Annotated in this window: 19 protein-coding genes; 6 read left to right on the top strand and 13 right to left on the bottom strand. The window is 46.3% G+C overall.

Translation table 11 applies throughout. The features are described from left to right. From tnpA to G497_RS0111980, 3 genes are all read right to left on the bottom strand, one after another. Nucleotides 1-227: IS200/IS605 family transposase (gene tnpA / locus G497_RS0111990; protein ID WP_027188321.1), on the bottom strand; the 227-nt coding region annotated here is incomplete at its 3' end. Between the two features lie 550 nt (nt 228-777). Continuing rightward, the gene (locus G497_RS0111985) at nt 778-969 is read right to left on the bottom strand and encodes a hypothetical protein (RefSeq protein WP_027188320.1); all 192 of its coding nucleotides are present in this window, start codon (nt 967-969) and stop codon (nt 778-780) included. 12 nt (nt 970-981) lie between these two features. Next, nucleotides 982-2163 carry a tyrosine-type recombinase/integrase gene (locus G497_RS0111980; protein WP_027188319.1) on the bottom strand — a complete coding sequence of 394 codons (1182 nt, stop codon included), beginning with the start codon at nt 2161-2163 and terminating at the stop codon, nt 982-984. Between the two features lie 376 nt (nt 2164-2539). Here G497_RS0111980 and G497_RS18050 point away from each other — a divergent pair, with 376 nt between their 5' ends. The 6 genes from G497_RS18050 to G497_RS20210 are packed head-to-tail and all read left to right on the top strand — an operon-like array spanning nt 2540 to nt 5329. Further along, on the top strand, nt 2540-3751 hold the full coding sequence (locus G497_RS18050; protein WP_051258095.1) for a tyrosine-type recombinase/integrase: 1212 nt from the start codon (nt 2540-2542) through the stop codon (nt 3749-3751). Nucleotides 3752-3806: 55 nt separating this feature from the next. Further along, the gene (locus tag G497_RS0111970) at nt 3807-4175 is read left to right on the top strand and encodes a type II toxin-antitoxin system RelE/ParE family toxin (RefSeq protein WP_027188318.1); all 369 of its coding nucleotides are present in this window, start codon (nt 3807-3809) and stop codon (nt 4173-4175) included. After that, nucleotides 4168-4482: a helix-turn-helix domain-containing protein gene (locus tag G497_RS0111965; RefSeq protein WP_027188317.1), complete on the top strand. Its 315-nt coding sequence runs from the start codon at nt 4168-4170 to the stop codon at nt 4480-4482. Before G497_RS0111970 ends, G497_RS0111965 begins: the two co-directional genes overlap by 8 nt. Further along, the gene (locus G497_RS0111960; protein ID WP_027188316.1) at nt 4482-4802 is read left to right on the top strand and encodes a HigA family addiction module antitoxin; all 321 of its coding nucleotides are present in this window, start codon (nt 4482-4484) and stop codon (nt 4800-4802) included. The genes G497_RS0111965 and G497_RS0111960 overlap by 1 nt, the downstream gene beginning before the upstream one ends. A 38-nt stretch (nt 4803-4840) precedes the next feature. Then, a complete protein-coding gene (locus G497_RS20470; RefSeq protein WP_034637826.1) occupies nt 4841-5176 on the top strand; it encodes a helix-turn-helix domain-containing protein in 336 nt (111 codons plus the stop codon). Next, nucleotides 5177-5329 (top strand): type II toxin-antitoxin system HicB family antitoxin, encoded by a 153-nt coding sequence (locus G497_RS20210; RefSeq protein WP_156908095.1) that lies wholly within the window; start codon nt 5177-5179, stop codon nt 5327-5329. Here the strand turns inward: G497_RS20210 and G497_RS0111945 are convergent. The 10 genes from G497_RS0111945 to G497_RS20375 all read right to left on the bottom strand — a co-directional run. Further along, nucleotides 5318-5590, bottom strand: a complete 273-nt coding sequence (locus tag G497_RS0111945) for a hypothetical protein (protein WP_027188315.1) — start codon at nt 5588-5590, stop codon at nt 5318-5320. The genes G497_RS20210 and G497_RS0111945 overlap by 12 nt on opposite strands. 156 nt (nt 5591-5746) lie before the next feature. Continuing rightward, on the bottom strand, nt 5747-6055 hold the full coding sequence (locus tag G497_RS0111940) for a CDI system immunity component (RefSeq protein ID WP_027188314.1): 309 nt from the start codon (nt 6053-6055) through the stop codon (nt 5747-5749). Between the two features lie 10 nt (nt 6056-6065). After that, complete coding sequence (locus tag G497_RS20795; protein ID WP_169727004.1) at nt 6066-6242, bottom strand: CdiA C-terminal domain-containing protein; 177 nt, start codon at nt 6240-6242, stop codon at nt 6066-6068. Further along, nucleotides 6167-7702: a CdiA C-terminal domain-containing protein gene (locus G497_RS0111935; protein WP_156908093.1), complete on the bottom strand. Its 1536-nt coding sequence runs from the start codon at nt 7700-7702 to the stop codon at nt 6167-6169. The genes G497_RS20795 and G497_RS0111935 overlap by 76 nt, the downstream gene beginning before the upstream one ends. Before the next feature lie 92 nt (nt 7703-7794). Next, nucleotides 7795-8106 (bottom strand): hypothetical protein, encoded by a 312-nt coding sequence (locus tag G497_RS0111930; RefSeq protein WP_027188312.1) that lies wholly within the window; start codon nt 8104-8106, stop codon nt 7795-7797. Next, nucleotides 8097-9215, bottom strand: a complete 1119-nt coding sequence (locus tag G497_RS0111925; protein ID WP_027188311.1) for a colicin E5-related ribonuclease — start codon at nt 9213-9215, stop codon at nt 8097-8099. The genes G497_RS0111930 and G497_RS0111925 overlap by 10 nt, the downstream gene beginning before the upstream one ends. Next, complete coding sequence (locus G497_RS0111920) at nt 9212-9607, bottom strand: hypothetical protein (protein ID WP_027188310.1); 396 nt, start codon at nt 9605-9607, stop codon at nt 9212-9214. The genes G497_RS0111925 and G497_RS0111920 overlap by 4 nt, the downstream gene beginning before the upstream one ends. Nucleotides 9608-9626: 19 nt before the next feature. Beyond that, on the bottom strand, nt 9627-9809 hold the full coding sequence (locus G497_RS20380) for a hemagglutinin repeat-containing protein (RefSeq protein WP_084516270.1): 183 nt from the start codon (nt 9807-9809) through the stop codon (nt 9627-9629). A gap of 26 nt (nt 9810-9835) precedes the next feature. Beyond that, nucleotides 9836-10339, bottom strand: a complete 504-nt coding sequence (locus G497_RS0111915; protein ID WP_027188309.1) for a hypothetical protein — start codon at nt 10337-10339, stop codon at nt 9836-9838. 22 nt (nt 10340-10361) lie between these two features. After that, the coding region (locus tag G497_RS20375) for a hypothetical protein (protein WP_034637822.1) at nt 10362-11746 on the bottom strand (1385 nt) is incomplete at its 5' end.

The following is an 11746-nucleotide window of genomic DNA, read 5'->3' as shown; positions in this document are numbered from 1 at the left end:
GAAGAAACTGCCATCTTTGGTGGAATTGAGATAAGAATGTGCACATGGTCTGTGAGCAAATGCCCTTCCAAAATCCTGCATTCCTTCTGTTGGGCAAGAGCGTGGAAGACATCACCAAGCTGCTTTCTCAAACCTTCAAAAAGCTTTTTCTTGCGGTACTTTGGAATCCAAACCACATGGTACTTGCAAACCCATTTGGAGTGACTTAAACTCAAGGCTCCATCCATTTGGGGCCTCCTGTTGATGAACTTTGAGCGGTTCAACAACGGAGGTCTCTTCTATTTCTGGAAAAGTCAAACTTTGGGAGTCCCCAGGCAGAGCCTGGGGTTTACCGATTTTTTATTAATTCTCAGTTAACACAAGGCAATATCCATAGACAAAGGGCGGCGTGGTTTTTTGCGAGTGGCACCCCCACAAGAGTGTCGCGCTGCAAAAATCCATGCCGCCCTGATAAGGTATTACCTCTATTAGTGATGGAGCAAAGAAGAAACGCGCAGTTATTTCGTTTGGCAAGGCACGAGCTTTTTTTGAAGCAGGAGTGACAATTCCGCAGGAAAGCGGAATTGGGAACCGCCCGCTGGGCGGGAGCCGAAGGCCGAGGCCCAGGACGGGCCGAGTCAACTCCTCCCTACTCGATGTAACCCTAAAGCCGACGGCAGTCGCGAGCATAGCGAGCCGTGGAGCGAGGGCGGAGGGAACAGACAGTTTTGCTGGCTGTTCATCTCAACGAAGCCTGAGCGGAAGAAAGTCGCCAAACGGAATAAATCAGCGTTTCTCCTAATTGTACCATTCCCTCAACAGATCCATACTATCATAGCCATATTGCCTCATGCGGTCTTTTTGCTCTTCGCTCCAGCCTGTATCTTTCTCTGTAAGTTGAGCTTCTTCCGCAATTTTTCCAAGAGATACGTTCATGTCGATAGCATCAGCAGGAGCACAATTTTTTGTATCAGCGGTATTGTGTGACATAGCTTCCCCCGTTTACCCTTTGAGTTTTGAAAGATAGTCGGCCCACTCTTGCATCATCTTGCGGCGTTCAGGCAAATATTCAGCCCTGTTGTACACACCACGGATTTTATCTTTGGGGTTATGAGCAAGCTGTTTTTCTATTACGTCAGCCGAATAGCCCTGCTCATTAAGCAACGTGGAGGCCATTGCCCGAAAGCCGTGGGCTGTCATTTCTTCTTTGGCAAAGCCCATGCGGCGCAAGGCGGCTATGAATGTAGCATCACTTATGGGCACCTGGGGAGAGCGCAGGCCGGGGAACATGAGTTTTTCATGCCCTGTGACTTCCTGCAATGTTTGCAGCACTTCCAGCGCCTGTGCAGAAAGCGGCACCATGTGATCAAGGCGCATTTTCATGCGTTTGGAAGGAATACGCCACACCTTTTCCGTGAAATCTATTTCTGCCCACTCCCCAAGGCGAACCTCACTGGGGCGCAAAAATGTCAGGGCCAAAAGCTGTAACCCGGCTTTCACAATGAAGGTGCCGGGGAAATCATCAATAGCCCGTAGCAAGCCACCAATGGCTTGTGGTTCGGTTATGGCAGCACGAGGCGTGCGGGAACGGGTTTTCAGAGCACCGCGCAAATCAGCGGCGGTATCGCGTTCTGCCCGGCCTGTGGCAATGGCATAGCGGAATACCAAAGAACAGATGCTGCGTACCCGGTGGGCTTGGTCAACAGCCCCGCGTAATTCAATTTTACGCAAAACGGCAAGGAGTTCTGGCGGGGAAATTTCACCTATGGGACGGGAGCCAAGAAGCGGGAAAACATTTTTCTCAATGCGCTCCATCACGTCTTTGGTATATCCAGGCGTCCAGGTGGGCTTCTGGTTTTCATGCCATTCCCGTGCAACAGCTTCAAATGTAGTGTGAACACTTCTGGCCCGGACTTTCTTTTCAAGGGAAGGGTCAACGCCGCCGCTAATCTGCTTCTTGGCCTCCATACAAGCTTCCCGTGCTTCTTTCAGAGAAAGAGTGGGGTATGTGCCAAGGGTCAACAGCTTTTCACGGCCTTGAATGCGGTATTTGACACGCCAGCTTTTGGTTCCGTTGGGAGCCACAAACAAGAAAAGCCCATTACTATCAAATAGTTTCAGGGGCTTGTCGTTTGGCTTTGCGCCGCGAATTGCTGTGTCTGTGAGAGAAGATTTCTTCGACATGGGGGTATTACTCCTGGCAAGGGATTATGTACCCCCAGAAGTACCCCAAAAAGGTGGGTTGTCTATGGTTTTTTCTAACCGAGTTCGGACAATCTGTCTTGCTTATTCCCTTGCCAGGAAACACTTTTCAGACTTTTCCGAACTCGGTCGGATTTAAATATGGCGGAGGGAGTAGGATTTGAACCTACGACCTTCGGGTTATGAGACCGAAGAAATGCGAATTTATTGACTTTATTTATTTTTCACAAAGCTTCACAAAGTAGGCATTAACTCGTTGACTATCAATGGATTTATGGGCATTATATCTTCACTATCTGTCATTCAACAACACCCCCTTTCATACAAAAAATGGGGAGAGAATGGGGAGAACGTACACATGAACACCCGAAAGCACACCACATGGAAAACCCTTGAAAAAGGTATCCGGTTTTATGACCACACAGAGCGCCGCCACGGGGTAAAGCCTGATAGGTATTTTGCGCTGCGCTATGTCGTGGAAGGCAAGCGCATTGAAACCGGGCTAGGGTGGGCAAGTGAAGGGTGGACGTTGAACAAGGTACGCCAAACACTGGCAGAGCTGCGCCTTGCACAAACTACGGGAACCGGGCCTGTTACACTGGAGGAAAAACGCCAGCAAGCCAAGGTACAGCGGGAAATTGAGCAGGCCAAGCCGACCATTGCCGGATTATGGGCCATTTACCAGCAGAACAAAGGCCGCTACTCCAATAAGGCCACAGATACAAGCAATTTCACCTATTTTCAGGCTTTGCACGATAGATTGCCGGAAACACTAAGAACCCATGAAGTAACCGCCATTGCAAAACGAATGGAGGAAGACGGGAAGGCACCCCAAACGGTACGCAATGCGCTGGAACTACTGCGCCGACTGGTGAACTTTGGAGCAAAACAAGAATTGTGCCCACGCCCTACCGGGCTGCGCTTTGATATGCCCAAAATTGACAACCAGAGAACCGAATGCCTAACCCCTGAACAGGCCAAAGTACTTTTTGAGGCGCTGGATGCTGACCCCGACCAGAACCTTGCCGCCCTCATGCGCCTTGCCCTTGCCACAGGTATGCGCCGGGGGGCATTGTTTGGCCTTCAATGGAGCGATATTGATTTTCGGCAAGGCATTATCACACTGCGGGGGGAGACTGCCAAAAAAGGGAAAACAGAGTTTCTTCCCATGACAGAGGCAGCCAGGAACATACTGCAAAAAGTTACGCCAATGGGGAGCGAATTTGTTTTTCCCGGCAAGAATGGTGGCAAGCGTGTTGAAATTCGCCGCTTCCTGAACCGCATACGAGAGGCAGCAGGCTTACCCGCAGACTTTCGCCCCCTGCATGGGCTGCGCCATACCTATGCAAGCTGGCTTGCTTCAAGCGGTAAAGTTGACCTGTTCACCTTGCAAAAGCTCATGACACACGAAAGCCCACTTATGACACAACGATACAGCCACTTGGCTGATGAAGCCGTAAAGAGAGCCGCAAGCGTTATTGATGAATGCTTTGACGCTGCCGCCAATGCCGAAGCACCCAGGCCGCAAGGGGCAAAGGTTGTGCCGTTCATACAAAAAGAGAAAAAATAGCCCACTACTTGACACTTGAATACTTAAAAGTTATCTAACTTGTAAAGGACACCATATGCACCCTGTTATATTTTACAGAAACAGCAAAGGGGCTGAACCTGTAAAAGAGCTTATTGCAGAACTCAACGCACAGGCCAGCACCAACAAGCATATACGGGTGCGGGTGAAAAAGATTATTGAGCATATTGAAATACTGCAAGCATATGGCACCAACAAGGGGCTGCCCCACATGCGCCACATTGATGATGGTATATGGGAACTACGCCCCACCAGCGACCGCATTTTCTTTTTCTGCCATATGGAGGAATGCTTTGTGCTTCTCCACCACTTCCAAAAGAAAACGCAGAAAACACCCATGCGGGAAATTGAGCAGGCGAAACGCCATAGAAAATATTTTATAGAAAGGAGCCAACGCCATGAGTAACCACATACACCCCACAGGCACCTCTTGGGATAACTTCAAAGAAACCTTGCTGACCCCGGAAGAACGCGCAGAAATTGACCTGCAAGTGAAGCTAGTGGGGAAATTCATTGAAGCGCGGGATGCACAACACATGAGCCAACGTGCCCTTGCTGAAAAAACCGGGATTAAACAACCCGTTATTGCCCGTATTGAAAGCGGCACCAGCACACCCAAAATAAGCACCCTACTCAAGCTCTTGCAGCCACTTGGCTATACACTGGATATTGTGCCTTTACCCAAGAAAGAGACCACACTTGGGGGGCCATAGTGCGCCATAGAATAAATAGAATACGTACACACCCCGGCGAACTGATAAAAGCCGTATACATGGAACCCCTGAACCTTACCGTTACGGCATTGGCTGCCAGCCTTGGGGTTTCCCGTAAAACGCTTTCCACCATTATAAATGAACGGGCAGGTATTACGCTGGATATGGCCTTGCGCCTTTCCCGCGCCTTTTCTACTACGCCGGAATTGTGGCTGAACATGCAGCAAGCCTATGACCTTTGGCGGGCTGAAAATGAACATACCGACTGGCAACAGGTAACGGCCCTGTATGTGCCGGGGCAGGAACAGAAGATAAGTTAGCATAACAACTTTCCCCTGCTATTCAAGGAACCAACACCATGAGCAACCACATACACCCCGTAGGCAACTCTTGGGACAACTTCAAAGAAACATTGCTGACCCCGGAAGAACGTGCAGAAATTGGGCTGCAAGTAAAGTATGCGGGGGAATCCAGAGAGGTGCCCCCTATTGCCGAAAAAGAACGCACGGGCCGGATGCTCAAGGGCTTGCGCCTTCGGGCAGGAATGACCCAAAAACAACTTGCCAAGGCCATTGACGTGCCGCAGAGTCAGATCAGTGAATATGAAGGAAACAAGCGCCCCATACCCGCTCATAAGGTGCCCTTGCTTGCACGGGTGCTTGATACGGTGGAAGGGCATTTTACGGCACGTTAAATGTATACTTACCCCGTAACCCTCACCCGTATGCAAGACGGACAATACATGGTGGAGTTTCCAGACGTACCGCAAGCCCTGACGTATGGCAAAACCAAACAGGCTGCGCTCGCTGCGGCTGAAAGCGCCCTGTATGAAACCCTAGACCAGTAACCGTTCCCGAATGTAGCCTTCTTTTCTTGAGGGCAAGCAGGCGAATCCATTTGCTTTAGAATGCGTGACCATGCCTACATATTTAGGCAAAGCGATATGTTTTCTCTCAGCTTCTGGCATGTCCTTAGGCCAATCGCCAACCCAAGCTATGTACAAGATGTCATCATAAATTCTCTTCTCATAAGCAATATCCACAGCCAGGGCACGAGATGACGTGCCTAACATAGCGAATAACATCACTGTAGCAATCATTAGTTGCATTACCGACTTCCTTTGTTCCTGCAAGAATAAACGTTGCCCATAGTGAGGCCATAATTCAATATATTGCAACCTGTAACATGGAACCATTAGGATACAACAACTATTGGCTAAGACTTTGCTCGCATGCACATCTTCAAATGTATGCATGAAGCTTAGTTAAATAGGCTCATCATATTCAAAAAGAACAAGCACCCTCTCTCTGCCAAAATACTCTCGAAGTAAGTCAGCCATTTTAGTTATGCCAAATTCAGAGCTTTTGTTGTTCAAATGTATCCTGAAAGTTGAATTTGCAGGCGAAAAATTAAACTCCGTGGCTAATTCTTCATCAAATGCAGTTAATAACTCTGCCGAACGCAACAAATACTCATGAGGAAAAAGCCAACTATGCTCGATGGTGATTTTTTGCAGCAATGCGTTTGTCTCATTAACTTCCGTAGAAGAATAACATGTTAAGTCAATTGACATTTCCTTGCTCCTAAAAAAGTGGTGTGATGTTTCCTTGTTTATCAATGATCAAAGCACGCTTCAAGCCATCCATAGGCCACGAGGTGAATTGTTGCCTAAGGGCATCTATTGTTACATTTGTATCACTGAGGTTAATGACAACATTGTTTGTTTGGCCTTCGTTAATTTTTTTCCCACGGCAGTCCAAACCCTTCTTGGCGAAGAGGTTGTCGGCGCTAAGCAGTCGAATATTTCTCCATTGATTTTGTAATCTGGGTTTTTGCTGCCGATTGTTATCGGATTTTGCTCTACATAGTACCCTCTTTGGGCTAACAGGGCCGCACTTTCATTTTCTCTGGTCAGCGCACGGATTGTCGTTCTGTCTGCGGCTTTGGGAATAGTTGTGATTCGACCTGTAAGGCCTCCTCCACTTTCTGCCACTTCAAAGACAGTATTCCTTATTTGATTTGCTTCCGCTAGTGTTAAGGTTGTTCTGAAGTTTGCAAGTTCAGGAACCTGAGATATCATTTTTTGTGAAGCCCCTGCTGCATAAAGGACTGTTGCAAGCTCAAAGGCTATTATTCCCATACGTAAGCCAGCTTCATCATACTGTCCGTCCGCACGCAGTTCCATAATATCTGCATACCTGCTCTCATACAGAGCAATTACTTTTGGTGGAAGCTCAGCCATATTCAAGCTACGAATCACATTGGCCACAGTACTGGCCGTTTTTTCCATTCTTGCAGCGTGCTCTTTAAATAAGAGCCCTCCTGACGCTTTGTTTAAGGCATATCCAGATACGTCATTCAATAAATACAGAGTATCGACTGCCGATAGCCCCGCTGCTTTTGCGGCCCCTAATGCTGCATATACATTGTATTCTAATTCGTTGAGAGGGATCACGCCGCCTGAAAAAAACAGGATACCACCGGAACCCAGGGTTCCAGACAAAACATTCTGTTCTAATCCAGCAAGAACCTTTTGTGCCTCGGCTTCAGAAAGATTCTGAATATCAATTCCAAGCTGTTGCAGATACCCTATTACTTTTGCATCAACGGGTTTTTTAGAGACCAGCATAATGGCCTCTTCTTTACTCAACCCTTCTTCCATAAGAGATTCAACAGTTGTGAGTTGAGTGGGTAATGGCTTGTTTTTATCCTTACATGCTTGAATGATGCTATCAACAAGTTCAACGACAGTTTCAATCGCCCCAGGACTAACATAGACAACCGCAGTATTATTTTGATCCTTAATAATCTCCCGTGCCTTGCCGATGTCCCGATTCAGGCCGTCCAGGCTGCCGTCTGTTTCGGCATCGGGGTTACTGCGCACGATAATTTCGCCCTCGGTGACTGTGGGGCGTAGGATGCCTTCTTTGTCGTGGCTGAAGTAGTACCCGGAGATGTTACTTGGTACGTAATCTGTATTGCTGCCTTTGCCATCAGCGGGCTTGCTGGAGTAGTCGTAGGGTTTCATGCCGAGAATGTTGGCATCCTTATCAAAACCCACGCCCCCTATGGAGGTACTGCCGGAAACGCTCAGGCTCCAGTCGTAGCCTTTGTTCTTATCTTTTATTTCTTCATACGTCAGGGTGTTGGTGTTCAGGGTCAGGTCGCCGCCGGGATCCGTGGCGATAATGGCCCCTTTAATGTGGGTGTTGTTTTCCACATAAATGTCCACCTCGCTACGGCCCACAATGCTGGTCTGCTGGCCCACCCAGTCAGAATCTGTTTTGTCTTGGCCTGCACCAAAACTCCACCTTATTCTAAAACAAACTCAAAAAACAAATTCTGAGCCGCAGGTTTTGAAAGTATCATCCGAGCCGTTTTAATGCATTGCTTTAAAACGATATCTCGTGGTGCTCGTTCTGGATTGGAACAATCGAGAATATAGTCCATTCGAGGCATGATATGCTTTTCCGAAATCTCAAATCCGTCAAACCCTAAAAGTCCGTAATTCTCTTGCTCCAGATAGTCTATGAAGGCTAATGCATCTGAGCAATTAAACAGAGGCATGTCACCATCATACATAATTGTGGCTCTATCGAGCAAAAAATCTGGATCTACTCCCATGGTACGGCCCAATCTTTTTTATATTTGTTTGAAACCTGTACGATCTCTCCAGTCACATCATTTCGCACAACATATGACCCGTCTTTCGCATAATACACCGTTGCAGGGTCATTGTTACGTGTTCCATCTTTTTTATATCTTGTGTCTTTCCAGGCAACGGTTCGTGTCGGGTTTGCTATTGCTTCATCAATTTTTTCTGTAGTCCAGCCTCTTTTGTCTACTTGCTTTATTATTTTTCTGTCATCATATAAATGGTTTCCAAGCTTAATTAACCCCCCGCCAATACCTATAACAACCGATATCCCGGTAGCAACATCAGCCCGAAGGTAAGCTAAGGCCGCTAACTCTTTTTCTACACTCGCACCTTCCACAAATAAACCATCTTCAATTCCTTGAAGATGCTCTTCCTTATAATACCCGCTCCATAACTTAGTTACCACATTATCAACAAGTTCAGCCCCACCCTTTCCGAGGGCATCACCTGTTAGTGTATTTACATAGTCAAGGCCTGCATTAAAGGCAATACCTAATGCAAATTTGATTGGGCCACCTGTTGCCAATTCAATTGCATTCCTAATGGCTTCGCGTTCCTCTTCCAAAGGAATATCATTGATAAAGTCTCCAAGTTTCGCCAAAGAAAGCACAATTGCCTGCCCAAGCGTTTTGCCCTTAAGAGAAGAATTCTGTAGTGGCTTAGTTAAGTCTTCTGCTGTGAGGCTATTGGGGTCAATTGCCTTGTTTATCTCGGTCTGTTCTCTTACTATTGTGGCAACTTGAGGGTATGTCATCATCTGCTTCGCCAGAGCAGGATCAATGCCACTGTAAATGAGTTTGGCAAATACATCTGCATCTTTGCCATTAGCGTCTTTATAGTCCTGAACGACTTGTTCCCGCTGCTTCTGTACTTCCTCTGGCGTGGGAGTATTTGCAAGCTTGATAAGTTCTTTGGCGCTATCAATAATTGCTTCAATCGCCTGCTTGCTTACATAAATATCCGTATAGGCCTCTTCATCCTTCGTAATCTCCCGCGCATTGCCAATGTCCCGATTCAGGCCGTCGAGGCTACCGTCTGTTTCGGCATCGGGGTTACTGCTTTCCGAATCATTCATTTGCTATTGCTCTCCCCCCACCACTTTGGATAATTCCTAAACGCATTTACGACCCGATAAAAACAATCGTTATCTAATAGCTGCGTATATTCAACATTTAGAGTGCCTGTGGGATATGTTTTTTCACAAAGAGAGCAAGTAAAGACAGTTTGTTGATCCTTATTCTGAACAGACATTCTGAATTCATTGCTCATATCAAAAAGGGACCCTTCCTCATTATGTATTAAGCTTGTAATGAAGGCATCAAAGGCATTGCAATCAACCCAAATTTCCTTTTTAAAAACAGATACACTAATAATTAATGTGCAAAAAAATGAAATAGAAGGAACGACTTCATCAAACTCTATTTCATCAAATTGAAGTTTACAGTTTCTGCTTATTTCAATTTCCATTTGCTGAATACTCCCTGTTCTAATCAAGTGCTCTGGCGTGAATTACAGTTACGTCTGCCCCAGCGCTCCAGGAGTAGTTCTTGCTGTCGTATTGGTCTTGCAGGCTGGCAACGGTCAAATCGCGGCCAACGTCCATCCACACCCGGTCGCCCTCCAGGTGCGCCCCGGCAACGGTGGTATCGCGCCCGGAGGAGGTATACAGGGTATCTAACTTCTTTTAATATCTGTTTATTTTTGAACGCGAAAAGCAGGAAGCTTAAACTCTCCTTTTTTGTAAAAAAAGTCATTGTATTCTTCCAAACTGCTAGGGTAAACTAAATATTTTTCAAAACTTGGTAGCCACTGAGCAGGCGCTTTAGCATGCTGTTCGTGCAGCATGAGTGCGTATCCATTGTCTCGCAAGAGGGCAATCACATCTTCGATGGTAGGTGGCATGTTGGTGTTATTGACAGAATCAATCAAGGCGCCCAACCGTTCCCGAATGTAGCCTTCTTTCCTTGAGGGCAAGCAGGCGAATCCATTTGCTTTAGAATGCGTGACCATGCCTATATATTTAGGCAAAGCGATATGTTTTCTCTCAGCTTCTGGCATGTCCTTAGGCCAATAGCCAACCCAAGCTATGTACAAGATGTCATCATACATTTTTCCTTCATAAGCAATATCTACAGCCAGGGCATGAGATGACGTGCCTAACATAGCGAATAACATCACTGTAGCAATCATTAGTTGCATAATTGCACTCCCTTGTTTCTTCTTACCATGTTTTCGAGGAAAGTTTCTGCAAGAATAAACTTTGCCCATAGTGAGGTCCTAGTTCAATATATTGCAACCTATAGCCAGGAGTCCCTGGGGTACGGTAATCATAGCTATTCCCTAAAATTTTGCTGGCATGCACATCTTCAAATGTATTTATATTGCCAGAAGAGCCTGGAATGCGCTGCGTCGTGAGCTTGGCATCGTTTATATGAATTACTTCATGGTAAATACCTGCCAAGGCTTCGTCAAAAGTAAGTCCACTAATACCCTGTGATGACCCTGCAATTTTAATTGTATTTGTTGGTGTTAAGAAATAGTCTAGGTCATCTGGCCTGTTGGTTAAATCTTTATTTGTAATTGAAGACATAATTAAGCCATTAAATGGTACTAGTTGAAAAGTTATATTAGAAGCCCCAGCAGTATTGCCTATGTACCCTCCCCAAGTAGTTAGCAGTGAAAATTTTTGCGACTCTGACAAACTGTTCCAGTTACTTTCTGCTGTGGCATACTCTCTCTTCATTGCATCAGAGGCAAAAAGAGAATCAAATGTTTTTTCTGCATTATTAGCCAAGTAAGCAGCAAGCTGTTTGTCTATGTATTTATCAGCTGCTTGTGAGAATGCAATCTCTGGAACTGAGTCGAAATACGTAAGGTTAGTTCCATAAAAGGTCCCTAAGTTTATTTTCTCCCATACCTGTTTCTTTATAGAATCACTGACAGAGTCCAACCCCCCATATCCAAAATCAATAGCAATAGACAGAAGCATTTTATCCTGATCTGACATTTTATCTATAAAGCTAAGATCAGCATTCGCTTGGGTAAGCTGTTGAGTGACTTTTTTGAAATCATCATCATGGATATAAAGTGCAAGTTCAATAGCTAGTGATCCTCCTTTGTTAATCAGGTCCAGCAGTGCCTTGCGCACTTCTGGATTTTTAATTTCCTCAGCCATCTTTTTGAGTTTTTCCAGTTCTTCGGCCTTCGGATTTTTGGGATCTTTAAAAACAGCGGCAATAATGTCCACAAGCGCCTCAATCGCCTGCTTGCTTACATAAATATCCGTATACGCCTCTTTATCCTTCGTAATCTCCCGCGCATTGCCGATGTCCCGGTTCAGGCCGTCCAGGCTGCCATCGGTTTCGGCATCGGGGTTACTGCGCACGATGATTTCGCCCTCGGTAACGGTGGGGCGCAGGATGCCCTCTTTATCGTGGCTGGAGTAGTGTCCGGAGATGTTACTTGGGACGTAATCTGTGGCACTGCCTTTGTTCTCACCAGAGTTATTTTTGTTATCATTCGGCTTGCTGGTGTAGTCATAGGGTTTGAAGGTGTCTCCTTCTTTCCCTTGCTCAAAACCACCACCGCCTATACTGGTACTGCCGG

The sequence above is a fragment of the Desulfovibrio cuneatus DSM 11391 genome (assembly GCF_000430005.1).
GTDB lineage: Bacteria > Desulfobacterota > Desulfovibrionia > Desulfovibrionales > Desulfovibrionaceae > Frigididesulfovibrio > Frigididesulfovibrio cuneatus.
Note: the sequence above shows the minus strand (reverse complement) of the source record. Positions and strands in the feature narration are given on the sequence as shown.